The following is a 24119-nucleotide window of genomic DNA, read 5'->3' as shown; positions in this document are numbered from 1 at the left end:
GTAAAACTCCTGCGATTTCCGTTGTTAGATCAATAGGTGCGTGGATTAGCAAGAGTCGCTAAATTGATAACAATGACAAGTTGAGGTCACAAATCGAGCAAATTGTGTGGTCTTTTCATTGGTTAGTGAAAAGAAGGGGTTGGAAGAACAAGGTTTAGTTAGTGAATGGTTCTTGAGTACGATTTTGATATTGTGGCGATCGCACCGGACGAAGTGGATCCCGAACATGGTGTTGCCGCCATGAAGGGTCACCGGGCCGTTCGCGCGTCTTTTCGCAACGCCCGAACCATCGCGGCCTTGCACAGCGCGTCCCCTAAGATCCGCCGAATTTTTCTGGAATCCGGGTTTAGCCTGGAATCAAAAGGCAACGGCCTGCCACACGGGTATTACCGGTCCGAGGATGCCGCAGATCGCGAGCGTATTTTAAAGCGCTTATTCGCCAACATCCGAAACATGGGTGTTCAGGGCGAATATTGCGGCGATTTCGACTTCTGGCAATTTCTGGATGATGTGCGGCGCGCCCGACCAAGGGCAGAAATTACCCGCGAGGTACCGGACTGGACGCCAAAGACCCGGCAAGCCGAGGTGAAGAAACCAAAACGGCGTTCGATTCAGGGTCGCATCGGCTTTGCACTTGGGCTGGCGGTGATCGTGGTTGTCATACTTCGATACCTGGCCTCGCAAGGCACCACTCCCTAAATCAGCGCAACGCCCGCATCTCGCATCGCTGTTTCGGCGGCGGTCAGCGACCCGTCCATATCAATGGCGCGACATGCGTCCATGCGAACGGCTACGTCAAACCCTAGCCGCGCCGCGTCCACGGCCGAGAAATGAACGCAGAAATCTGTTGCAAGTCCGACAAGGGTCAACCTGTCGATCGCGCGAGTTCTCAGATACCCTTCCAGCCCGGTTGGGGTCGTTTGGTCATTTTCGAAAAAGGCGGAATAGCTGTCGATTGCGCTGCGAAACCCCTTTCGGATGATTAGGTCGCCATCTGTGCGCAAGTCCGGGTGAAACGCCGCGCCTTGTGTTCCCTGTACGCAATGATCCGGCCACAAGACCTGTGGGCCATAGGGCATGTCGGTAAGGTCAAACGGGTTTTTCCCGTTGTGAGAGCTGGCGAATGAGGAATGCCCCGTCGGATGCCAGTCCTGCGTCAGGATAATGGCATCAAAGTCGCCCATCATGGCGTTGATCGGGGCTACGATCTCATCCCCGCCGGATACGGCCAACGCACCACCGGGGCAGAAATCGTTCTGGACATCGATTACAAGCAGGGCATGGGTCATCGCGGTCTCCGTCAGGTTGCCACATCGGTAAGCGGATGAAAGGGGGGCGTCAATCCAATCCCTTGCGACTCTTTCAGCGCGGGTTTAGACCGCGCGTATGTACACGATTGCTGCCTTATATCATTTCACCCGGTTTTCGGATCACGCTGCCCTGCGCGAGCCGTTGATACAGCTATGTCGGGCGCAAGGGGTCAAAGGCACACTGCTGCTGGCGCGAGAGGGGATCAATGGCACCATTGCCGGACCACGAGCTGGGATCGACGCGGTACTGGCGCATATCCGTGCCCTGCCCGGCTGTGCCGATCTGGAGTGGAAAGAGGCGACCGCTGATCATCCGCCTTTTGGCAAGATGAAAGTCCGCCTGAAGAAAGAGATCGTGACAATGGGCCAGCCGGAAATCGATCCCCGTGCCCGCGTCGGCCACTATGTCGACCCCGAGGATTGGAACGATCTGATCCGTTCAGACGACGTTGTGGTGATCGACACTCGCAACGATTACGAAGTGGCAATTGGCACGTTTGAAGGTGCAATAGACCCTGAAACAGCCAGTTTCCGCGAGTTTCCGGCCTGGTGGGCGGAGAATAAGGATCGGTTCCATAACAAGCGCGTCGCGATGTTCTGCACCGGCGGCATCCGCTGTGAGAAGTCGACGAATTTCCTGTTGGGGCAAGGGATCGAGGATGTGTACCACCTGAAGGGTGGCATCCTGCGCTATCTCGAAGAAATGCCCGCAGAAGACAGCGCCTGGCAGGGTGAGTGTTTTGTATTCGACAATCGTGTCTCGGTCGGGCACGGGCTGGTCGAAGGCCCGCACAACCTGTGTCACGGGTGCCGCCGTCCGATCCTACCCGAAGACATGAAGCGCCCTGAATACGAACATGGTGTGTCTTGCCACAACTGCATTCATGAGACATCTGAGGCCGACAAGATGCGTTTTCGCGAGCGACAAAAACAGATCGCCCTGGCACGCCAGCGCGGACACGAGCATCTGGGCACCGACTAAGGCACTGATAAACAAGGTTGCAGGGGCGGGTCGGAAAGCCGATCATCATACCCGTATCACCCGACCGGAGGTATCATGCGCCGCGAACCAAAAACGCTGGAAGAGTGGAAGTCGACCCTGGTCGCCGCTTTTGGCCTGGTGATTGTCAGCTTTGTCGCCTGGTTTGGTCTGTCCCGTCTGAGTGAGACGACCGCCGGCGACAAGATCGGTACGGCGACAACGATACTGCTGATGATCTGGCTGGTGTCGCAGACCTGGTACTCAATGACTCAGGTCAAATCGCCAAAGCGCCAGCTTTTGCTGATGGGGATATCCTTTATACAAGTCGTCCCCTTCCTGTTTGCCGCCGTCTACGGCTCGTTCGGGTATTACGACCTGTGTGTTGTCGGCGCAAAAGGGCCATCCGACGTTCTGTATTTCTCATATGTCACGTTTACGACGGTGGGCTTTGGCGATCTGCGCCCTGCGGGCCTGTGCCGTGGGCTGGCGGTGGCCGAGGCGATTACCGGCTATATCCTGTTAGGCCTGTTCGTCGCCGCGGCTGTCGGGATTTACGCGCGCGATCACAAAAGGCACTGACCGCCTACTTGTTGCGGTCGATCCACATGGACATGGCGTGTTTGTCGCGGAAACACTCGGACGGGATCGGCCTACGTTTGCTGCGCGAGATGCGTTCGGCAAAAGCGACCTGCTTGCCTGTGGGATAATTAGCAAAAGGTGACGGGTCATGCGGTTTATGCGCCGAAATCCACGCTGACAACGATTTACGGTCGCGCTGCGCCTCAACAGGAATATCCAACGCGGACTGTTTGGCGATGGCGCGGGCATAGCGCATCTGCCGGTCTGTAACGGGGAGCAGATGATAGTCGTTTGACGGGCCGCCCAAGGCGGTGCTTTGCGTGTGTTGGGCCATCGGATGTTCCTCTGACTATATAGAACAAAGATGGAACATTAACAGTTTATTTCAAGTGGGGGCACGGGGGACTCGGCGGAAATATGCCATGCCAGCCTTTTTTGACTGACAAACCAAAAAAGATAACTCCGAGGAAACCGGACCTCTGCGCCTGTTCCCGACATTTCGCGTCGGGAACAGAGTATAAGCTGGCAGTGACCTGTGGCTGACTTTCATGAACGGGCACGCAAGCACACGATCAGGAGGAAAGCCCCATGAAAACCCACGCACAGGCTGTTGTGATTGGTGGAGGGCTGGTCGGATGCTCGATCCTTTACCATCTGGCCAAGCTCGGCTGGACCGATGTGGTCTTGCTGGAGCGTGATGAGCTGACCTCGGGGTCGACCTGGCACGCGGCGGCGAATATCCACGGGCTGCATGACAATAACAACATCACCCGCATCCAGCACTACACAATGAACCTGTACAAAGAGTTGGAAAAGGAAACCGGGCAAGGCTGCGGCGTTTTCCAACCCGGCTCACTGTACTTGGCCCAGACAGAGGATCGCGAGCACCAACTGCGCCTGCAAGAAGCCAAGGCGCGGTTTTATGGCCTGAATTTCCACGAGATAAGCCGCGAGCAAGCGAAAGAGCTGCACCCGCTGGCGCAGTTCGATGACATCCGATGCATCATGTACGAACCCGATGGCGGCAACGTGGACCCCTCGGGCGTGACAATGGCCTACGCTGCCGGTGCGCGTGCGCTGGGGGCATTCATTGAGCGGTTTTGCCCTGTAATAGGGACGGAACAGCAGCCTGATGGCTCGTGGATCGTACGTACTGAGAAAGGCGATATCCATGCGCAATGGGTGGTGAATGCCGGGGGTCTCTGGGGTCGTGAGGTCGCGGCACTGGCCGGGATCGAGCTGCCGCTGCAACCGACCGAACACCAGTATTTCGTGACCGAGGCAATTGACGAGGTTGCGTCTCTGGGCCGACGCTTGCCCTCGATCGCTGACCGTGACGGCGAATATTACTTCCGTCAGGAAGGCAACGGGTTGCTGATCGGCGCCTATGAGAAGGACATGAAATTCTGGGCAGAAAACGGCACCCCGCTGGACTTTGCCCATGATCTGTTTCCTGACGATCTGGACCGGATCATGGAGAATGTGATCCGCGCCACTGAGCGGGTTCCGGTTGCTGCAACCGCAGGGGTAAAAAGGGTAATCAATGGCCCGATGATCTGGTCGCCCGACAGCAATGCGATTTGGGGGCCGGTTCCCGAGTTGCGGAACTATTTCTGTTGTACCGGAATCATCCCCGGCTTCTCGCAATCCGGCGGCCTAGGCTTGCTGTCGGCGCAATGGATGATTGAGGGTGAGCCGCAATACGACATGTTTGCCTGGGATCTGGCCCGATTTGGGGACTGGGCCGATAAGGCGTTCACCAAGGCCCGTGTCGAAGACGCGTATACGCACCGTTTCGCCATTCACTTCCCGAACGAAGAACGCAGCGCCGGCCGCCCTGCCCGTGTGCGCCCGGCTTATGAAATGCAAAAAGAGATGGGCTGCGTGTTTGGGCTGAATTGTGGCTGGGAACATCCGCTATGGTTCGCCGATCAGCCCGGCACGACCGAGACCAACGGTTTCACCCGCCAGAATTGGTGGAAGCCTGTCGGTCGTGAGGTGCAGATGCTGCGCGATCATGTTGGCGTTATAGATATTTCGAATTTCGCCAACTACGTGATCAAAGGCCCCGGCGCACATGACTGGCTGGATCGCTTGGTCGCCAACCGGGTGCCAACCGAAATCGGGCGCTCATGCCTGACACCTCTGATCTCGGTGCGCGGTGGTGTGGCGGGCGATTTTACCATTACCAAGGTCGCTGAAGACGAATACATGATGATCGGCTCGGGTATGGCCGAACGCTATCATCAGCGGTTTTTCAATATGGTCGACCTACCAAACGACACCACGTTTGAAGTCGCCACCGACCGTATCGCGGGCGTCAACGTCGCCGGACCCAAGTCGCGCGATCTTTTGCAGCGCCTGACCAATGCGGACCTGTCGAACGAAGGGTTCCGGTTCATGCGATCTCGGATGATCGAGGTCGCCGGGGTCACCTGCCTCGCCATCCGTGTCAGCTTTACCGGCGATTTGGGGTGGGAGTTGCATTGCGCCGAGAGTGATCAAATCAGGCTCTATTCCGTGCTTATTGATGCGGTTAAAGAGCTGGGCGGAGGCCCTGTAGGTGGTCGCGCGCTGGGATCCTTGCGCATCGAAAAAGGCTATGGCTCATGGGGGCGTGAGTATTCTCAGGAATACTGGCCGCAGGAGGTTGGGCTAGCGGGCCTGATCAAGCTGGATAAGGACTTCCTGAACAAGCAAGCCTACCTCGCCATCAAGGATAACCCCGCCCGTGAAATCCTGTCGATTTTCGAGGTCGAAGCGGTCGAGGCTGACGCGACCGGAGGTGAACCGATCTTTACCCCCGATGGCGCCCCCGTGGGTCGTGTGACGTCGGGCGCATATGGGTATTCGGTAGGTAAATCTCTGGCCATTGGATATGCTGACCCCAAGGTGGCAGGCCCAGGTGATACAGTCGAAGTCTTTATCCTTGGTAAACCGCACAAAGCCAAAATACTCGCGGAACCGCCATTCGATCCCAAGGGTCATAAGCTACGTGACACTCAGCGGGTAGCCGAGACGATCTGATGGCCGGGACCTTCTCAAGCGTTGCAGATTTTGCCCTGAACCGCAGCGCGGATGAGATGCCCGAAAGCGCAAAACAGGCGGCGGCGCTGATGATGCTGGATACGATGGGCATCCTGATCGCATCCGGCCCGATGGAGGCCGGGGTGATCGCGCGCGATACGGCAGCACTGCTCTATGCCAGTTCAGACGCGAGCTTTAGCGCGCGCATGGCCTTTGATGGCCGCTCGGTCAGCATGGCCGGGGCGGCTTTTGCAGGGGCGACACAGATCGACAATCTGGATGGTCACGATGGCTATCAACCCACAAAAGGTCATATTGGCGTGGTGGTGCTGCCAGCGCTGATAGCACTGGCCGAGCATTGCCCGGATCTGACAGGTCCCGACGCGTTGGCGACCGTGATAACCGGGTATGAAATTTCCGGGCGTGCCGGACTGTCGTTGCACGCATCGGTGAGCGACTATCATACGTCAGGTGCATGGAATGCGTTGGGCGCTGTCGCAATGGCCGCTCGGCTACGGGGCCACACGCCGAACGAACTGCGACAGGCGATGGGTATTGCTGAATACCACGGCCCCCGCAGCCAGATGATGCGCGAGATCGCCAACCCAACGATGCTGCATGACGGGTCGGGATGGGGCGCGCTGGTCGGTCTTTCCGCCGCGATCCTGGCCGAGCGCGGATTTACCGGGGCACCCGCCATCACAATTGAGGCTGAGTCCGCAGCACCACATTGGGCTGATCTGGGCCAGTTCTGGCAGGTCGAGCATCAATATGTGAAACCGTACCCGATTTGTCGTTGGGCCCATGCATCAATAGATGCCGTGCGTTTGGTGATGCGGGACAACAACCTGACACACACGCAGATGCGATCTGTTCAGATCAATACATTCCATCAAGCGGCCTGCTTGTATGCCGGGATGCCCGCAACAACGTCTCAGGCGCAATACTCACTCCCCTTCGCGGTCGCCGCGCAAGCCATCCATGGCCGGATCGGCGTAGAGCATATTTCGGGCTCTGGTTTGTCGGACCCCACAATTGCCGAGTTTATTCCCCGTATCCATGTGACTGAAACGGATCGCCACAACGCCCGTTTCCCAGTGGGCCGCTGGGCCGATGTCACGATCGAAACCACGGACGGTCAGGTTCTAAAATCCGAAGACGTCCACGCGCGGGGCGGCCCTGAGGCACCGATGCAACGGGGTGAAGTGATCGACAAATACCTGGAGTTTGCGGTGCCGGTCATTGGCCTGGCGCGCGCCGAGGCGATCCGGGACGTTATTTTGGGTTGGGTCGCGCCGGGCTCGCGATTCTCTGATCTGTCACCATTGATCTTTGAGCCCTGATGCGCGGATCTGTTTTGTTCTTACCTGTCGAATAACCTCTGGGTTTGGGGGATGCACGGCCAGACTCAGTTCTCAACCAGCGTTCCCAATAGGTCAGCAATCATTTGGCGGGTCTCCGCGCTGTCTCTCAGCAAGTTTTCCGCATCAGCCAATGGAGTGTCCGGCAAGCGATCCACTTCGGCGGTTAAGCCCTGGGTCGATTTGATGACCAAATCGAACTTTTCGCCCTGTGCCAAGTCCGCCTCATCTGTCTGATCAGCCAGCCAATACAACCGGCTTGCATCATCCGTACGGCCCGTATCACGCATCAAGGCTCCCGCTGCGGCAAATTCACCAGCGGCTTCTAGAGCTTCGGCGCGTAAATCAATCGTCTCATCCGTGTGATCCTCGGCCAGTTCAAGCAAAGCCTGGTGTGGACGTTGGTCCAAAAGCGCTGCCTTGGCCCTCACGCGAGCGAGCTCATCTCGTCTGACTTTATCCTGAGGACGGTTTGCCAAGGCCCGCGCCTGTCTTGAAAACCCAAGCTCGGCCAGCCGGTTTGCAACGGCAAGTGCTGTATCGGTCTTAAGACCGTCAGATTGCTGTTGCGGCATAGCCATAATGCGGCGTGAAAAGGTAGCGTCTTCCGCCCGTTCTGTCAGAATAAGCACCACACGGTCTAACGCGTCAGCGGTGTTCTTGTCCTCGGGAAGCTCGGTCAAAGCATCTAATGCGGCATCAAACTCTTGACCAAGGCTAAGCGCGACGGCGTGCGTCCGCTGCATCATTTCACCGATGTCAGCATGGCGAAATTCAACCGTGTAGGACTCGGCCAAGTCCAGTTCTTTGGATGAGACCGAGCCACGCTCACGCCATCGTTTGTCCACCAATCGCGCCAACGCTATGGGTGCCTCAAACATAGCGTCCGAGGCTTCGATCGCTTCGGTCAAGAAGGTCTCAGTTCTAGAGGCATCGCCTTCAGCGGATGCAATACTTGCTTTGGCGTTCGCGAGGCTGGCATTTGCCTGCGTGTTGACACGATCAACCGAGCGCAAAACACGCCGCGCAGCCTCCAATTCCTTTCCATCTACCAGAATGTCGGAAAGGGCCGGGCCGACATGACGCCGCAAGTGATCAGGCAATCGGACGAAGCTTTGTTCAATCGCTGTCAGATTGGCGTCCTCTTGCAGATTCCCTTCGGTCAACACCGCCCAAAGGGCGGCATCACTGTCGCATCGCTGAAGACCAGCAAACGGGTTGCTATCGGTAAATGGCCCATTGTCCAGAACACGCCCTATGGCGGCGATGCGGTCAGCTTCGGGTGATTGGTCGGCTAGCAGATTTAGGGCCGTCATCGCTTCGGCACCGAAACCGGAATAGGCATACAGCTTAGCCAGATCCAACGCCTTCTGTGTATCGATGACGTCGAACTCTTGGAACAGTCCGGATCTGAGCTGCGCGGCCTGTACAGCGAACGGTCTGTCATCTGACCAGTCCTCAAATGACAGTTCGTCGCTGGATATACAGTCACGGCGTCTTTCCAACTCGGGGATATCGGCCCCAAGAAGACCTTCAAGATCGTCCAGAATAGACGTGACCTGAATGTTCATCTCTAAATCAGGTGGTAAAAACACCTCTTGCTTGCTGGTCGAAGCCCGTGGTCCAACCGCCGCAACGTTCAGGTCTACAATGTCCCGATCCGCGCCTTGCAAAAGACGGGTCGAAAGCTGATCCTCGAAACTGTTTGCGTTCTGACGCAACAGCGGCAATGCCAACGTGTCGGGGACCTGTTCCGGTTTAGGTGCTGGTTCCTCTTCCCGGGCTTCGGGCAGAACTGGCACGGGCACATCGCTGATCAGTGAGGGCGGTAAACTGCCGGGTGCAATGTCAATCACGATCATCGTATTCTTGAACAGGTAGGCCGACGCGACGCATTCACACCCGAACTTTAACTCAAGGGCCGCGCCGGGCTTTTCCTGAGACATGGCTGCCAGCCGGTCTTGCGTGAGGCGCCGGAAAACAGAACTGATCTCATATGTTGCGTCCTTGAGAGCGACATTCAGACGTGCGCCGTTTTTCGTGTGCTTCAGAACCCAGCCGGTGTCTGGCGGCACGTGGACAACAAGTCGGGTGAAGCCTTTATGCTCACCTGAGCGCACGGTTAGTTCTTTTGCTGCTGTCCCCGACGCCGCCGCGATCATTGCAGCAGTAATCAATGCGAACCGGTTCATGCTGCCGCCTGCTTGAGTTGTTTGATTGCCTCTTCCAACTCGGTAAAGCCGGGACGGTTATGGGTGGGCGTGTTCTGACGCCCGACCTCGATGCACATGGCAGCATTGTGGTTGTGCATGTTTGCAACCAAAACTTCTTTAATCAGTTGGTAGAAATGATTGTCCTCTTCAACAACGGCCTTCAACTTGCCTGCAAACGGTCCAACGAGGCCGTAAGCCAAAAACACACCAAGGAAAGTTCCCACCAATGCTCCACCGATCAGCTTGCCCAGGACCTCTGGCGGCTGGTCGATTGAGCCCATCGTTTTAATCACACCCAGAACCGCTGCAACGATACCCAAGGCGGGCAATCCGTCTGCAACCGTCTGCAAAGCGTGACTGGGATGCATGGCGTGGTGGAAATTCGCTTCCATCCGTTTGTCCAAAACTTCTTCCACCTGATGGGGATCGTCGTAGTTCATCGAAGCCGAGCGCATCGTGTCACAAATCAGGTCAACAGCTTCTTTGTCGGCCTTTATTTTCGGATAGGCCGAAAATAGCGACGAGTTCTCAGGGTCTTCAATGTGGTGCTCAACCTCCACCGGGTTCGCTTTGGCAACTCGGATCAGTGAGAACAGCAGGCATAACAAATCACGGTAGTCCTCGGGCTTCCATTTCGGCCCTCTGAACACCTTTCTCATGTCCCTGACCGTGTGTTTGACGGCACTCGAGTCATTGCTGATCATAAAGGCACCGACGGCTGCGCCGCCGATAATCATCATCTCAAATGGAAGCGACTTCATAATGATGGTCATCGTGCCGCCCGCCGCCAGATAGCCGCCAAACACCATTACGAAAATGATGACAATTCCGATAACTCCGATCATGGGTGATCTCCGTCAAATTCCTGTGCGGGGTTCAATTGTTATTCCTGAGGGGCTGCTGCATTTCGCCCCGCCATGATGACGCTAATCGTGTAGGCGGCTTCAGGCCTCAGCCCGGCCAAAACACCAGCCGCCGCGTCCGGGGGCATACGAGAAAGGAACCCGGCGGCAAAGTCAGGATCCATCGTTTCGAACAAGGCCGCGGCATCTTTGGGTTTCATATTTTGATACACGTCCGTCAGGCGCGTCAGATCGGTTTCAGCAGCTGTTTCAGCAAGGGCAAGCGTTGCACGCAGTGAGTCTTCGGCGTCTTGCAAAGCAACCAGCCGTTTTTCGATCGCGTCAGACGCGATATCCAACGCCTTTTGCTTTTCCAGAGCTGCCGCCTCGCGCTGCTTCAGAGCTTCCTCCCGACGCAGCAGCTCGGTAAGTAGTACTTGCGCTCCGGGTAAATCCGCCTTCTCTTGTTTTGAGGCTGGGGCAGACGGTTCGGTTGATTTTGCGAATGCTGGCCCAGCCTCCAATCCGAGACGAATTGCCGCAGACCCAATCATCAGGAACGAGATTACAGCCAGCACGCCGCCTTTTGCGCGCTTGTCGGTTCGCTGACGAATCATGTTGCTGCCTCACCCTGCAGACGGTTGTGCCGGAAGAACATCAAACCATCGGACCGTTTGGCCTCGGGCGATTCGAGGGGGTCCGTATCCGCCGGGTCTTGGGCCTCTTCCACGGTGTCGTCCGCTTCCACCTTGGAGGGTTCCACCGAGTCTTCGGTTTTCACCTCGAGCTCTTCTGTTTTTTCAGCGGCCAGTGATTCGGTCGGCGTCGGTGGCTCATCCTCTGACGGGATGACGTCGTGCATTGATGCCATCATCAGTTCCAGTCGCTGGGCAACCGATTCGGCACGCTGTGTCAGCTCTTTTAGGACGGCACCTGACTGATCCGAGGCATCGCGTGCAGCGCCCAGTGACTTTTTCAACTCGTCCGCCTGCGTCGACAATACGGTAACCGCACCACCCACGCCTTTTTCCAGATCGGTAAAGCGCCTCAGCCGCCGGGACAGCACAAAACAGTAAAGACCCGCACCAAGTGCGCCGGCGACCAGAAAAATATCTGCAATCAACTCCAATTTCGCCTCCTAGTTCAAAACGAATTCCATGACGAGAACGTCGCGTACGCGGCCTTCTCCAACAACGATTTCAATGCGCCGCAGCAGGTGCCCCCGGATACGCATGAGGGCCAGCGAATCTTCCAGATCCGACATCTCTACCGCGCGCAGATATCCGTTCAGGACATCCATGATGCGTGGTTTCAGCCTTTCGACATCATCAACAAAGTCGCTGTTCACCTCGAGCTGAGCATGAAACTTCAGATGCCGCGAATCGCCCGTTTTTACCGAGACGATCACTGGCGGAAGGTCAATGAAATCCACCTTAGGCAACGCCGTCAAAGGCTCCGCCGTGTTGATCCCTCCAGCGCCGATCATGAGCGGCCCGCCGCCAAATGGCAGCATCCCGGATGTGGTTGCGAAGTACCCCCCGCCCGCGCCAGCCGCAGCAAGTAGCAATCCGATAATTATTCCGTATTTCCCGCTTTTTACGGGTGTCTCTGCCTGTTCTGCAGTCGCGTCAGTCATGACGTCCTCATTTGTCGGTTCCGGAATCGTCATAACCCGGCAGGAACTAACCGATTGTTAAGGGCAATCGTCCAAACAGGGGATGCGCCGGGCAGAATGTCGGCGAGTCGGAGGTGAGCGTGCAGCAGATCGGAACTGTCTGGGCAAGTTTGGACAGGCGTAGACAAATTATCGTTGCCGGCGCGGTTGTGCTGGTTTTTCTTGGGGTCCTTGCGATGTCGCGGCTGGTTACAGCGCCGTCTATGACCCTGCTATATGCCGGGCTGGAAAGCGGTGCGGCAGGGGACATTGTCCGTTCGCTGGATCAGCGCGGGGTTTCTTATGAGATTCGGGGCGGCTCGATCTATGTGCCTCAATCGCAGCGGGACGAGCTTCGCTTGACACTGGCCAGCGAAGGCCTGCCCGCAAATGGCAATCAAGGCTATGAACTGCTGGATACACTCAGCGGATTCGGCACAACGTCGCAGATGTTCGACGCAGCCTATTGGCGCGCAAAAGAGGGAGAACTGGCCCGCACCATCGTTGGCAGCCCTCATATCAGTCAGGCGCGCGTGCATATCGCCAACGGGTCAACCAACCCGTTTCAGCGCAATGTGGCTCCGACAGCCTCGGTCTATTTGGTACCTTCGGGGTCGCAGGTCACGTCGGACCAAGCCAAGGCCATTCGGTTTCTGGTGGCTTCAGCCGTGAGCGGTCTGGCACCGGAAAATGTCACGGTTGTCGATTCGAACGGAACGGTAATCGGAGCACAGGAAACAACGGTTGCGGCGGATACAGCCGATGACAAGGCGCGTCAGTTGCGCGAAAGAGTGATGCGGCTGGTTGAGGCGCGGGTCGGGACCGGAAATGCAGTGGTCGAAGTCAGTGTCGATACGGTGACCAAAACAGAATCCATCCGTGAACGCCGATTCGATCCCAATAGCCGTGTCGCCATCAGCACCGACATCGAAGAGCGTTCGGACAGTGCCCGCAACCAATCTGCGGATGTGACCGTGGCCTCGAATTTGCCGGACGGCGATGGGGCTGGTGGCGACGAATCAAACTCTACGGCCACGCAAACGCGTGAGCGCGTGAATTATGAGGTCTCTGAGACTGAGCTTGAGGTTCATAACGCCCCTGGTGCTATCAAGCGTCTGACGGTTGCGGTTTTGGTCAATGGCACGCAAGCGGTAGATGCCGCTGGGGTTGAGACCTTTGAGCCAATGCCCGAAGCAGAGTTGCAGGCGCTAAGGGAACTTGTCGCGTCAGCCGTCGGTTTCGACGCGGAGCGCGGGGATGTCATCACGCTCAAATCACTTGATTTGCCTGCGGTCGAACCGCAAGGGACGCTGGCGTCTTCGTCGATCTGGCAGAAAGTCCACTTCGATACGATGTCGCTGATTCAAATGGCGGTCCTGGCGATTGTTGCTGTTGTCCTCGGTTTGTTTGTGATCCGACCGATCCTGACAAACCCTGTAACTGCTCCCGCGTTGTTAACCACCGATTCGATTCCCGAACCCGATGATTTTCTGACCGGTGAGATTGCGCTCGACGAAAGTGGGCCATTCCAATCGCTGCCTGTTCATATGTCCGACAGCGACGTCCCTGCGCTGGGCGCTCAGATTGGCGAAGACCCGGTTGATCGTTTGCGTGAGATGATAGGCGACAAGCAGGAAGAAACCGTGGAAATTCTGCGCAGTTGGCTTGAAGAAGGTGAGGAGCGTGTGTGATGTCGATTGCCCATCTTCTTGAAGACTTCAGGCTGCAACCTGACGATAGCAAATTGCACCTGCTGGACGAAGACGCGCTGGAAGAACAACGCTTAGCCGCCTTCGAGCAAGGCTATAGCGCGGGTTGGGAAGACGCAGTTCAAGCGCAGGAGCAAAGCCGGGGACGGGTTTCTGATGAATTGGCACGTTCGCTTAAGGACATGTCCTTCACCTATCAGGAAGCCACGACGCGAATGACCATGTCGTTGGCACCGTTGTTCCAAAGTTTGGTGGATGTAGTTCTTCCAAAGACACTAAACAACGGCTTTGCAGCCCGTTTGGTCGAACAGCTATGCGAAATGGCGCAGGAACAGATCAATCAACCAATGCAGATCATTGTACCAGAAGGCCGCAGAACCGAGGTCGAATCCCTGTTGCCACAAGAGCTGTCGTCATCCACCCGCGTACGCGAAGACACCGCTTTGCAACCCGGTCGAGCCCGTCTGCAGGTCGGCACATCACAACGCGAAGTGGATTGCGACAGCTTGCTCACTTCGATCGCCGCGGCATTCGACGCGTATGTTTTTGAGGCAAAGGAGGCTTTAGGAAATGAATGACCCCCACAAACCCGAAAAATCCAACCCGTTTGAGGCTGTCCCGATCGAGGTCACGGTCTCGGTCGGGCGCGCGCGTCCGTTGATCCGCGATTTGCTGAACATGGGTGAGAACGCTGTACTGAAACTAGACAAACGGATTGATGATCCGGTTGAGCTTTACGTCGGTGACCAACTTGTTGCCCGGGGCCTTCTTGAGGAGTTGGAGGGTGATCAGGCCGGACAGCTTGCGGTGCGTTTGACCGAGATCGCGGATTTGCAGAACGGGATCGGTTGATGCGGGTATTGATCTGGCTGGTCATTGCGCTGGCAACCCTGTCCCCATCTTTGGCTGCAGCGCAGGACTTGTCGGTCTCGCTGGGCGAAGGGGGGGCAATCTCGGCACGATCGATCCAGCTGATCCTGCTGATCACAATTCTGAGCCTTGCGCCCGGGTTGGCGATCATGATCACCTGTTTTCCGTTTCTGATCACAGTATTATCTATACTGCGCCAGGGCATCGGGTTGCAGCAATCGCCGCCCAACATGCTGATCGTAAGCCTTGCGATGTTCCTGACCTACTTCGTCATGGAACCTGTTTTTTCCGAGGCTTGGACAACCGGCATCGAACCCCTGGTCGAAGAAACCATGGACGTTGAACCGGCCTTGCAACTTGCGATTCAACCGTTTCGTGCATTCATGGCCGCCCGGCTGGACCCGGGTACGTTTCATGCCATGGCAGCCCTCAGACCCGGCGGCGACACCCTTTCCCTGACGCCTGAAGCTCCACTGTCTATCCTGATGCCGTCCTTCATGCTGTCCGAGATAGCCCGCGCTTTTCAAATCGGGTTTCTGATTTTCCTGCCGTTTCTGATCATTGATCTCGTCGTTGCTGCTGTACTGATGTCGATGGGGATGATGATGGTGCCGCCCGCGACCGTTTCGCTACCGTTCAAACTGGCTTTCTTCGTCATAGCTGATGGCTGGTCATTGATTGCAGGGGCGTTAGTGCGCAGCTACGTGACGTGACGCTTTACTGACGGGTAATCTGCAACTGTGCGCGCAAGCCATGATCCCCGGCCTCAAAACTCAGTGTGCCGCCATGCTGCTCGGCCACGGTGGCGGCGATTGTAAGACCCAAACCAAAACCGTCTGATGACCCGATATTGGCACCGCGCCGAAACGGGGCCATCAGCGCCTCGATGTCCGAGACTGAGAGATCCGTGCCCTTATCCTCAACCGTGATGGTCGCCATACGCGCGTCGGTTTCCAGTTCAACCTCGGCATGGCGGCCGTATTTTAGCGCGTTGTCGATCAAATTGGTCAAAGCCCGCCTCAGGGAAATCGGCCGCCCGACGACCAGCATTCTTCGTGTCTCAGTAAGTGACCCATGACCGCGCCGGGACATAAAGACTGAAGGCGCGCCCTCGATCGCGACCGGTGCGATTTTTTTCAGTGTTACCGGCAGATCCATGTCCTGGTAATCCGCGACCAGGGACTCGACCAGCGCGGTCAAGGAAATCTGGCGGGGCTCTTCAACATTGAGCTCAGAGCGGGTGTAGGTCAGAACGCTTTCGATCATTCCGGTCATCTGATCCACATCGGCCTCAAGCTTTTCGCGCAGTTCGCTATCCGGGATCAAGGCGGCGCGCAGACGAACACGCGTGGCCGGCGTTCCGAGATCGTGACTGACGCCGGACAAAACGGTGGCGCGTTTTTCCAGTTGCATACGTTCTGCATCCAGATGGTCATTCACGGCCGAAACAATCTCACGCAGCTCAAGCGGGCCGTCCGCATCATAGCTGCTGGGTCCTCCCCGACGCTTACGGTCGCGCAGTGCGCCCGAAAACCGGGCAAAACTGTCCGAGACATTGCCGACTGAGGTCAGGATGACCGATAAAGCGACAATCGCGGCCAGAATTGCGGGCAGGCGCAGGTCAGCAGGTGCCGCCTTGCAGCCCCAGATATCCGTCCCATCCACGCGCTGCCAATCATTGTATCCGAACTGCGCGATCAGGATGGGCTCGCTGCAATAGGTCGCCAACAAACGCGTGAGGTTGCCCATCTTTTCAGGTCCGGTCTGATCAATCCGCGACAGAATATCCGAGACCGGGTAGATAAGCCTGTCAGACATAACAGCCAGCGTCAGCTCGCGCCCGGTTAAGGGGGAGGTATTGTCGGTCAGAATCGACAGGTTGGTGACAAAGCTGCGGTCCGACATGCCTGGTAGCTGTTCGAACTGTCCCGCATCGGCCAATCGCGCGGCCTCCGGCGGCAAAGGGGTGATCCTGACCCCCGGCGTTGGACTTTTTTCAATCCGCAGCTCTTCGTAAACGGAAAAACCTGCAACATAAGCGCGAGTCAGGAAATCATCCCACGCGTTCGCCGAATAGAACCAGAGGCTCGCAGACAGCAGCCCCGAAACAAAAGCCGCTCCGCTCCAGATCCAGCCCAGACTGCGAAGGCGCGGCGCCCATGTCATTCGTCGTCTTCCACCGTTGAAACCTCGGCTGCGAAGATATAGCCAACCCCGCGTTCGGTTCGCAGCATTTGCGGCTCTTTCGGGTTGGCCTCAATCTTCGAGCGCAGCCGGCCGACAAGCATATCAATCGCGCGCCCCTGTGCCTCAGGCTTGTCGGTGCTGCCGGTTACATCCAGCGCGGCGGCAATTTCGATCCTGGTCAATGGGATATGAGGGTTGGCCAGCAAAACCTTGAGCAGGGCGGTCTCACGCTGCGACAAGGATACTAGATACCCTTCAGGCGAATGCACCTCATCGCGTTTGCCGTCATAGGTCCAGTTGTTGAACCGAAAGCTGTGAGTGCGGCGGCGATACGCCAGCGAAGGCGTGCGCCGGGCGCGTTGCATCACGGCACGGACACGGGCCAGCAAAAGCTGTGGGTTAAAAGGTTTCGCAATGTAATCGTCCGCACCAACCGCATACCCCGCCATGCGCTGATGATCGGCCGACAGGGCCGAGACCAGAATGATTGGCACATCCTGTTCGGCACGAAGGCGGGCGCATATTTCGACCCCGTTCTCGTCCCCCAGCATCACGTCCAGCAGGATAAGGTCGATCCGCCCTGACGTCAGATGGGTGCGAATTTCCGTTTCCGAACTGGCTGGCAAGGCAATGAATCCGTTCTGATGCAGGAACTGAGTCATCATCGACCGCATCTCGGGGTCGTCGTCCACCACCAACAGTCGCGGAATACTCACGCGATTTCTCCTCCCGAATTCTGCTCCTTAGGTCTCATTCATTGTAACGAACGGAAACAGATTCAATGTCAACGTAACACGCTGTAACAAAAGCGGTGGATTTTTGGGCCAAGGCGCGCTTTAGCCCCGGATTACGCGTTGCCAGACGGCAATCCGACCGCAGTATGGCCCGCATCGCTGCTTTTGCAGTTACAGAGTTCTCGAGGGAGGAGACAGAAAATGAAAAGTATCGCATTGGCCACTGCATCGACGCTGGCTGTCATGGCCGGATCGTCGGTACTGGCGGGGCCACAAGCCGAAGTTCTGCATTGGTGGACCTCGGGCGGTGAAGCCAAATCCGTGGCGGTTTTGCAGGAAGAGTTCGCCTCGAACGGTGGCACCTGGACTGACATGCCGGTTGCTGGCGGCGGCGGGGATGCTGCCATGACCGCCCTTCGGGCACGCGTTCTGTCCGGCAACGCACCGACCGCCGTTCAGTTGAAAGGCCCCGCGATCCAGGAATGGTACGAAGAGGGCGTTCTGGCCGATATCTCTTCGGTTGCCGAAGCGGAAGGCTGGGCCGAGGTATTACCGGCTTCGATCGCGGGCCACATGATGTGTGAAGGCGCCTGGTGCGCGGCACCGGTCAACGTCCACCGCGTAGACTGGATCTGGGCCAACGCAGACGTTCTGGCAGCAAACGGCATTGAAATGCCAACCACTTGGGATGAATTCAACGCCGCCGCAGAGAAACTGCAAGCTGCCGGTGTGATCCCGCTGGCCCATGGCGGTCAGGCGTGGCAGGACGCGACCGTTTTCGAAACCGTGGTTCTTGGCATTGGCGGGCCAGAGTTCTTCCAGAAAGCATTGGTTGATCTGGACACCGATGCGCTTACGTCGGACACTATGGTGCAGGTGTTTGACCAGATGCGTACCCTGCGCGGTTATGTGGACGAGAACTTCTCGGGCCGTGATTGGAACCTTGCCACCGCCATGGTGATGAATGGCGAAGCGGCATTTCAAATCATGGGCGACTGGGCCAAGGGTGAATTCCTGGCAGCAGGCAAGAAACCCGGTGAAGATTTCCTGTGCGCCTCGACCCCCGGCGACGGCTATCTCTATAACGTAGACAGCTTTGCCATGTTCGACGTGGACGGCGATGACAAGAAAGCCGGTCAGGACCTCTTGGCCAAGCTGATCGTCGCGCCGAACTTCCAGAAGGTGTTCAACCTGAACAAAGGCTCAATCCCTGCACGGACTGACGTGGCGCTGGATGATTTCGACATCTGCGCCAACCTGTCGGCCGAAGATATGGGCGCGACTTCGGATGCGGGCTCGCTGCTGCCGTCTTATGCTCATGGCATGGCGCTGCGCGGTGCGCAGTCCGGTGCGATTACGGACGTTGTGACCGCACATTTCAACTCGGATATGTCCTCGGCTGACGCGGTTCAGCAATTGGCGGACGCGGTGGCAAACAGCTACTGATCCAATTCGCTCTGCCCCCTATACTGAGGGGCAGAGCATCTTTCCCCGGAGGCTGAAATGTCTGAATGGCTGGAAAACCACCTGCCCAAGGTGGTGCTGGCACCGTCGTTCATCGCCGTATTGATCTTTGTCTATGGATTTATCGGATGGACCGCATGGGTGTCGCTGACCCGATCAAAACTACTGCCGAAATACGAGATCAAGGGCTTCATGCAATATGAACGCCTGTTGGACTCGCCCCGCTGGGATACGGCGATCAACAACCTGTATATCTTTGGCGCGCTGTTCATCGCGATCGCGATGGTGCTGGGTCTGCTGCTGGCCATCTTGCTGGATCAGAAGATTCGCGTCGAAGGGGCCATTCGCACGATTTACCTGTACCCCATGGCGCTGTCGATGATCGTGACAGGGACGGCGTGGAAATGGATTTTGAACCCGGGCCTGGGCATCGAGTCCATGGTGCAAGGCTGGGGCTTTCCGAGTTTCGAATTCGATTGGCTGGTGAACCCGGATTACGCCATCTACACCATCGTAATGGCCGCGATCTGGCAAAGCTCGGGCTTCGTCATGGCGCTGTTCCTGGCCGGTCTGCGGTCGGTGGATGGTGAGATCATCAAGGCCGCGCAGGTCGACGGAATCCCCACTTGGCGCATCTATACGGCGATCATCATCCCCTCGATGGCCCCGATCTTCCTTTCCGCATTCATCGTGCTGGCCCACCTTGCGATCAAAAGCTTTGATCTGGTCATTGCCCTGACGGGTGGCGGTCCGGGTTACGCGACCGATCTTCCAGCGACTTACATGTACGCGATGGCGTTTTCGCGCGGTGATATTGGTCAGGCGGCTTCGTCTGCGATGATCATGATGCTGGTCGTCTTTGCCATCGTGGTTCCCTATCTTTACTCAGAGCTGAGGGCGAAAAATGACTGATTTGTCGATGCCCCAAACCCAAACCCGCAGCCAAAGCGCCACTGGCAAGATTGCCCTGCGTTGGTTGCTCTATGTCCTGCTGGGCTTGTTCGCGCTGTATTACCTGATGCCGCTGTTCGTGATGTTGACCACATCGCTGAAAAGCCTCGAGGAAATACGCACCGGGTCCCTGATTTCACTGCCACGAGAAGTCAGCTTTGACGCCTGGAAAACCGCCTGGTCCGGTGCCTGTACCGGCATCCAATGCGAAGGTCTGCGGCCTTACTTTTGGAACTCGGTCCTGATCGCGGTGCCGGCGGTCGCGATTTCGACCCTGCTGGGCGCGCTGAATGGCTATGTCGTGGCGCAATGGCGGTTCAAAGGGGCCAATATCATCTTCTCGCTGATGCTGTTTGGTTGCTTCATCCCGTTCCAGGTGGTTCTGCTGCCGATGGCGCGTCTGCTGGGCATGATGGGGATTGCCGGAACAATTCCGGGTCTGATCTTTGTCCACGTGATCTATGGGCTGGGCTTCACCACGCTGTTCTTCCGCAACTACTATGTCACCATCCCGTCCGAGCTGACGAAGGCCGCCCGTGTCGATGGGGCTGGTTTCCTGCGAATTTTCTGGTCGATCTTCCTACCGCTGTCGCTACCCATCATCGTAGTGACAGTAATCTGGCAGTTCACGCAGATCTGGAATGATTTCCTGTTCGGCGTGTCGTTCAGCCAAGCAGGAACACAGCCCGTGACTGTGGCACTCAACAACATCGTAAACTCCACCACCGGCGTCAAAGAATACAATGTCGACATGGCTGCCGCGATTATCGCGGGGCTGCCGACGCTGCTCGTCTATGTCGTTGCCGGTAAGTATTTCATCCGCGGCCTGACCGCTGGTTCCGTGAAGGGATAACTCATGGCCCCGATCCTAGATATCAACACTCTGTACAAGAATTACGGCGCAACCGAGATTCTGAAGGACATCAACATTTCGATCGAGCCGGGCGATTTCCTGGTTCTGGTCGGCCCTTCGGGTTGCGGCAAGTCCACCCTGTTGAATTGTATTGCGGGGTTAGAGCCGATTTCGGGCGGCACCTTGTCCATTGGTGGTAAGGACATGACCCATGTCAGCCCCAAGGACCGCGATATTGCGATGGTGTTCCAGTCATACGCTTTGTATCCGACGATGACGGTGGCCAAGAACATCACCTTCGGCATGAAAGTACGCGGGGTCGATCAGGCCACACAGGACGCCAAACTGAAAGAGGTCGCATCGCTTCTGCAAATCGAGCCGTTGCTGAACCGCCGCCCCAGCCAGTTGTCGGGTGGCCAGCGTCAGCGCGTGGCGATGGGCCGGGCGCTGGTGCGCGATCCAAAGCTGTTCCTGTTTGACGAGCCTCTGTCCAACCTCGACGCTAAACTGCGGGTCGAGATGCGGACCGAGATCAAGAAACTGCACCAGACGCTGGATGCCTCGATCGTTTACGTCACGCACGACCAGATCGAGGCGATGACTCTGGCCACCAAAATCGTCGTCTTGAAAGGCGGGGTTGTACAGCAAATCGGCAGCCCGGCCGAGATTTACAACAATCCGGCCAATCTGTTCGTGGCCGATTTCATGGGCTCTCCTGCGATGAACCTGATTCCGGCGCAGGCGACCAAGAACGGGTCTGGCACCGAGATCGCCATCGCGCGTGAAACGGGTGAAACACTGGTGCTGAAAGATACCCGCGACCTATCGTTGCCCAAGGACGTCATCCTTGGTTTGCGCCCCGAAGATATCGCCGAGGCCGGGTTCCGTGCAGGGGCTGGCGTGCAAGAGGCCGCGTGTTTGGTCGATATGGTCGAACCAGCAGGCGCGGACACCTATGTGGTCTCGGAACTGGGCGGCAAACAAGTCACGGCACGCCTGCATGCAGAAACCAGTGCACGGGCGGGTGAGATTCTGACCCTCGCCTTTGACATGAGTAAAGTGTCATACTTTGCAAAAGAGACCGGCGAACGCCTGAATTAAACGAAAAGCGCCGCGCGAATCCGATCGCGCGGCGCTTTTGCATAACGTGAACCGGATCAGCTGGTCTGATTGCGCTTCATATCGTTGATCAGGCGATTTAGATCTCCGCCCCGGGCATCCAGCATGGCACCAACTTCAGTGCGTTCGGTCAAAAGCATGTTCACCCCTTCGATGAACATGTTGAAAAACTTGTCCCGCCCCGATTTGTCGGACACCAGAAACGTCACTTCGAACGGGGACGAGCCTTGTAGCTTGACCGAGGTGCGCACCTCGTACCCAGCCTTGATCTTGCGGGCATCGCGAACGGAAACCTGGCCGCCAATGAACTCACGGAAACGACGGCCATACTTGTTCGAGATGTAGCCCTGAAACGCTTGGGTGAATTGCTTGATCTGCGACGGGCTGGCCGAACGGCCATCAGCCCCCAGCACATAGCGCGCCATGATCGGCACATCCGCATATTGCACGAAAATCTTTTCAAAATCGCGGATCATGGCTTTTTCGGATTTACCCGAGGCGATCACGCGGTTGATGTCGTTCACGACACTCACAACCAGTGCCTTTGCGCTGGCTTCGGTCTGTGCAAATGCGGGAAGTGCGGTCATCACCGCACTGGCCATGCAAGTGGCGACAAAGCCGCGTCGGTTCAAAAGGTTACTCGGCATAGGGGTCCTCGTAGGGGTCTAGGTAGGGGTCCCTGACAGGGTCGGTCCCGGTTTCTGCGTACGGGTCGTCATAAAGACCCAGATAGGTCTCTTCATCATCCCGCGCCAGTTCAAAGCGGCGATTTTGGATGAAAATTGTCTGTGCCTGCGCATAACTGTCAGCACTTTCATACAGGATCGAATCGACCGTATCCGAGAACCTGCCCCGATCGCCCATACGCCGCACAACCTCGGCATACACGCCAATATTATCGACAGGTCGCACCGGCGAAAAGTTGATCGGGTTCGAGAACAGGTTAACCACAACCCCAATCGCGTCGCGCTGGGTAGATGGACCATAGAACGGCAGTTCGACATAAGCGCCCTCGCCGACACCCCAAACATGCAGCGTTTCGCCAAAGTCGGTGTCGACGGGCGGAAGGTTCAATTCTGCGGCGGGATCAGATAAGCCCGCGCCACCCACCGTGGTATTGACCAAGAAACGCAACAGCGCATTACCGGACTGTTTTATGTTGCCCTGCAACAGATAGTCCAGCGCCTGACCCGGCATTGTCAGGTTTTCTGCAAAATGACTAAAGCTGGTCACCATCGGATCGGGTACGATTTTAACATACCCTTTCGAAGCTGGCCGGAACAGGAACCTGTCGACACCCAGATTAAACTGGTGAATGCCCCGGTTCGTGTTTTCGTAGGGATCGAACACTTCGTTGGGGGGCGTACCTTCAGGAGGACGCGTGGCGCAGGCGCCAAGCACTGTCAGCAGGGACAGGACGATCAGGTGCTTGCAGCGGGGTTTGCTCAACACGGTCTTTGCCACTCCTAACCGTTCGGATATTATTTTCCCGAACGTTAAACCAATATTCCTTTTGGCCACGTTGCGCGGCCTGATTTGATATCTTGTAGACGTTTCACGACCAGCACGAAACAGCTTGCGTTTAACCTGCTTGATAGGGGCAGGTAAAGCGACACCCGTTCAAGTGTTCGGGATAAGAACAGTTACGCCTACTTGTCGGGCGCGTCCATTCTTGATTTCTCGCTTTTCGATCAGGGCCGCGCCGGATAGCTTCGCCCCGAATCAAAGATTGGGAGGAACCTTCATGAGCATCGCAGCGAAACTGGACAGTCTGGGCGTTACTCTGCCCGACGCGCCTGCACCGGCGGCGAATTACGTGCCATTTGTGCGGGTAGGCAACATCGTCTATGTCTCGGGCCAGATCTCCAAGGATGACGATCTGATCACCGGCAAGCTGGGTGATGACATGGGTGTCGAGGCCGGCGCGGCAGCCGCGAAGGTTTGTGCCATCAACCTCCTGGCACAGGTCAAGGCGGCCTGCGGTGGCGATATCGACAAACTGGTCCGCGTGATCAAACTGACGGGTTTCGTGAACTCGACCGCGGACTTCACCGCTCAGCCGCAGGTGATCAACGGCGCATCTGACTTCCTTGTCGAAGCATTGGGTGAGGCTGGCCGCCACTCACGCTCGGCTGTCAGTGCAGCCGCGCTGCCGCTGGGCGTAGCCGTCGAAATCGAAGGTATTTTCGAGATTCAATGACTCCACCCCTGCCGCCCGCTTGTCTTGAGGTGCCAATCACGCATTGGGCTCTGCATGAAAAAGC

At 57.1% G+C, this 24119-nt stretch carries 25 protein-coding genes; 14 read left to right on the top strand and 11 right to left on the bottom strand.

From position 1 onward, the window contains the following. The first annotated feature begins 165 nt into the window (after nucleotides 1-165). Entirely contained in the window at nucleotides 166-699 is a 534-nt protein-coding gene (locus ACXAET_RS14175; RefSeq protein ID WP_475186302.1) for a hypothetical protein, read from the top strand. On the opposite strand, the gene pncA is transcribed toward ACXAET_RS14175, so the two are convergent. Then, complete coding sequence (gene pncA / locus ACXAET_RS14170) at nucleotides 696-1289, bottom strand: bifunctional nicotinamidase/pyrazinamidase (protein WP_475186297.1); 594 nt, start codon at nucleotides 1287-1289, stop codon at nucleotides 696-698. The genes ACXAET_RS14175 and pncA overlap by 4 nt on opposite strands. A gap of 97 nt (nucleotides 1290-1386) precedes the next feature. Here pncA and trhO point away from each other — a divergent pair, with 97 nt between their 5' ends. Together trhO and ACXAET_RS14160 are read left to right on the top strand one after the other, a co-directional pair. Continuing rightward, on the top strand, nucleotides 1387-2292 hold the full coding sequence (gene trhO / locus ACXAET_RS14165; protein WP_475186293.1) for an oxygen-dependent tRNA uridine(34) hydroxylase TrhO: 906 nt from the start codon (nucleotides 1387-1389) through the stop codon (nucleotides 2290-2292). A gap of 75 nt (nucleotides 2293-2367) precedes the next feature. Further along, nucleotides 2368-2871 carry a potassium channel family protein gene (locus ACXAET_RS14160; RefSeq protein WP_475186289.1) on the top strand — a complete coding sequence of 168 codons (504 nt, stop codon included), beginning with the start codon at nucleotides 2368-2370 and terminating at the stop codon, nucleotides 2869-2871. 4 nt (nucleotides 2872-2875) lie between these two features. Here the strand turns inward: ACXAET_RS14160 and ACXAET_RS14155 are convergent, their stop codons facing one another. Next, nucleotides 2876-3205, bottom strand: a complete 330-nt coding sequence (locus ACXAET_RS14155) for a hypothetical protein (protein WP_475186283.1) — start codon at nucleotides 3203-3205, stop codon at nucleotides 2876-2878. Between the two features lie 254 nt (nucleotides 3206-3459). On the opposite strand from ACXAET_RS14155, the gene ACXAET_RS14150 reads away from it, so the two are divergent. Next, nucleotides 3460-5898 (top strand): GcvT family protein, encoded by a 2439-nt coding sequence (locus ACXAET_RS14150; protein WP_475186277.1) that lies wholly within the window; start codon nucleotides 3460-3462, stop codon nucleotides 5896-5898. Continuing rightward, complete coding sequence (locus ACXAET_RS14145) at nucleotides 5898-7241, top strand: MmgE/PrpD family protein (RefSeq protein ID WP_475186272.1); 1344 nt, start codon at nucleotides 5898-5900, stop codon at nucleotides 7239-7241. The genes ACXAET_RS14150 and ACXAET_RS14145 overlap by 1 nt, the downstream gene beginning before the upstream one ends. Before the next feature lie 65 nt (nucleotides 7242-7306). Here the strand turns inward: ACXAET_RS14145 and ACXAET_RS14140 are convergent, their stop codons facing one another. The 5 genes from ACXAET_RS14140 to ACXAET_RS14120 are packed head-to-tail and all read right to left on the bottom strand — an operon-like array spanning nucleotide 7307 to nucleotide 11950. Continuing rightward, nucleotides 7307-9451 carry a hypothetical protein gene (locus ACXAET_RS14140; protein ID WP_475186269.1) on the bottom strand — a complete coding sequence of 715 codons (2145 nt, stop codon included), beginning with the start codon at nucleotides 9449-9451 and terminating at the stop codon, nucleotides 7307-7309. Next, a complete protein-coding gene (gene motA / locus ACXAET_RS14135) occupies nucleotides 9448-10317 on the bottom strand; it encodes a flagellar motor stator protein MotA (protein ID WP_475186265.1) in 870 nt (289 codons plus the stop codon). Before motA ends, ACXAET_RS14140 begins: the two co-directional genes overlap by 4 nt. Nucleotides 10318-10355: 38 nt before the next feature. After that, a complete protein-coding gene (locus ACXAET_RS14130; RefSeq protein ID WP_475186262.1) occupies nucleotides 10356-10931 on the bottom strand; it encodes a MotE family protein in 576 nt (191 codons plus the stop codon). Then, entirely contained in the window at nucleotides 10928-11443 is a 516-nt protein-coding gene (locus ACXAET_RS14125; RefSeq protein WP_475186259.1) for a hypothetical protein, read from the bottom strand. Before ACXAET_RS14125 ends, ACXAET_RS14130 begins: the two co-directional genes overlap by 4 nt. A gap of 9 nt (nucleotides 11444-11452) precedes the next feature. Further along, nucleotides 11453-11950: a flagellar basal body-associated FliL family protein gene (locus tag ACXAET_RS14120; RefSeq protein WP_475186257.1), complete on the bottom strand. Its 498-nt coding sequence runs from the start codon at nucleotides 11948-11950 to the stop codon at nucleotides 11453-11455. A 119-nt stretch (nucleotides 11951-12069) separates the two neighbouring features. Here ACXAET_RS14120 and fliF point away from each other — a divergent pair, with 119 nt between their 5' ends. The 4 genes from fliF to fliP are packed head-to-tail and all read left to right on the top strand — an operon-like array spanning nucleotide 12070 to nucleotide 15260. Then, nucleotides 12070-13659 (top strand): flagellar basal-body MS-ring/collar protein FliF, encoded by a 1590-nt coding sequence (gene fliF, locus ACXAET_RS14115; RefSeq protein ID WP_475186252.1) that lies wholly within the window; start codon nucleotides 12070-12072, stop codon nucleotides 13657-13659. Further along, the gene (locus ACXAET_RS14110) at nucleotides 13659-14255 is read left to right on the top strand and encodes a FliH/SctL family protein (RefSeq protein ID WP_475186248.1); all 597 of its coding nucleotides are present in this window, start codon (nucleotides 13659-13661) and stop codon (nucleotides 14253-14255) included. The genes fliF and ACXAET_RS14110 overlap by 1 nt, the downstream gene beginning before the upstream one ends. Further along, entirely contained in the window at nucleotides 14248-14529 is a 282-nt protein-coding gene (locus ACXAET_RS14105; RefSeq protein ID WP_475186244.1) for a FliM/FliN family flagellar motor switch protein, read from the top strand. Before ACXAET_RS14110 ends, ACXAET_RS14105 begins: the two co-directional genes overlap by 8 nt. After that, nucleotides 14529-15260, top strand: coding sequence for a flagellar type III secretion system pore protein FliP (gene fliP / locus ACXAET_RS14100; protein WP_475186241.1), 732 nt, complete (start codon nucleotides 14529-14531; stop codon nucleotides 15258-15260). The genes ACXAET_RS14105 and fliP overlap by 1 nt, the downstream gene beginning before the upstream one ends. A 4-nt stretch (nucleotides 15261-15264) precedes the next feature. Here fliP and ACXAET_RS14095 read toward each other — a convergent pair whose 3' ends face one another. Further along, nucleotides 15265-16713 (bottom strand): sensor histidine kinase, encoded by a 1449-nt coding sequence (locus ACXAET_RS14095; RefSeq protein WP_475186238.1) that lies wholly within the window; start codon nucleotides 16711-16713, stop codon nucleotides 15265-15267. After that, nucleotides 16710-17450, bottom strand: coding sequence for a response regulator transcription factor (locus tag ACXAET_RS14090; RefSeq protein ID WP_475186233.1), 741 nt, complete (start codon nucleotides 17448-17450; stop codon nucleotides 16710-16712). Before ACXAET_RS14090 ends, ACXAET_RS14095 begins: the two co-directional genes overlap by 4 nt. A gap of 219 nt (nucleotides 17451-17669) precedes the next feature. Between ACXAET_RS14090 and ACXAET_RS14085 the strand changes: the two genes are divergently transcribed. Genes ACXAET_RS14085 through ACXAET_RS14070 form a run of 4 tightly spaced genes read left to right on the top strand, consistent with a single transcriptional unit; the run spans nucleotide 17670 to nucleotide 21837 of the window. Beyond that, the gene (locus ACXAET_RS14085; RefSeq protein ID WP_068336682.1) at nucleotides 17670-18914 is read left to right on the top strand and encodes an ABC transporter substrate-binding protein; all 1245 of its coding nucleotides are present in this window, start codon (nucleotides 17670-17672) and stop codon (nucleotides 18912-18914) included. 57 nt (nucleotides 18915-18971) lie between these two features. Continuing rightward, nucleotides 18972-19844 carry a carbohydrate ABC transporter permease gene (locus ACXAET_RS14080; protein ID WP_475186228.1) on the top strand — a complete coding sequence of 291 codons (873 nt, stop codon included), beginning with the start codon at nucleotides 18972-18974 and terminating at the stop codon, nucleotides 19842-19844. Then, a complete protein-coding gene (locus tag ACXAET_RS14075; protein ID WP_475186224.1) occupies nucleotides 19837-20736 on the top strand; it encodes a carbohydrate ABC transporter permease in 900 nt (299 codons plus the stop codon). The genes ACXAET_RS14080 and ACXAET_RS14075 overlap by 8 nt, the downstream gene beginning before the upstream one ends. Before the next feature lie 3 nt (nucleotides 20737-20739). Next, nucleotides 20740-21837, top strand: a complete 1098-nt coding sequence (locus tag ACXAET_RS14070) for an ABC transporter ATP-binding protein (RefSeq protein ID WP_475186218.1) — start codon at nucleotides 20740-20742, stop codon at nucleotides 21835-21837. A gap of 56 nt (nucleotides 21838-21893) precedes the next feature. Here ACXAET_RS14070 and ACXAET_RS14065 read toward each other — a convergent pair whose 3' ends face one another. Both ACXAET_RS14065 and ACXAET_RS14060 read right to left on the bottom strand, forming a co-directional pair. After that, nucleotides 21894-22502: an MlaC/ttg2D family ABC transporter substrate-binding protein gene (locus ACXAET_RS14065; RefSeq protein ID WP_475186213.1), complete on the bottom strand. Its 609-nt coding sequence runs from the start codon at nucleotides 22500-22502 to the stop codon at nucleotides 21894-21896. Then, nucleotides 22492-23304: an MlaA family lipoprotein gene (locus tag ACXAET_RS14060; RefSeq protein ID WP_475186209.1), complete on the bottom strand. Its 813-nt coding sequence runs from the start codon at nucleotides 23302-23304 to the stop codon at nucleotides 22492-22494. The genes ACXAET_RS14065 and ACXAET_RS14060 overlap by 11 nt, the downstream gene beginning before the upstream one ends. Before the next feature lie 295 nt (nucleotides 23305-23599). Here ACXAET_RS14060 and ACXAET_RS14055 point away from each other — a divergent pair, with 295 nt between their 5' ends. Then, nucleotides 23600-24055 (top strand): RidA family protein, encoded by a 456-nt coding sequence (locus tag ACXAET_RS14055; RefSeq protein ID WP_475186204.1) that lies wholly within the window; start codon nucleotides 23600-23602, stop codon nucleotides 24053-24055. Nucleotides 24056-24119: the final 64 nt, after the last annotated feature.

It is taken from the genome of Ruegeria sp. AWH4_226 (genome assembly GCF_056159225.1).
The sequence above is the reverse complement of the archived record's forward strand: the minus strand, read 5'-3'. Positions and strand labels throughout refer to the sequence as shown.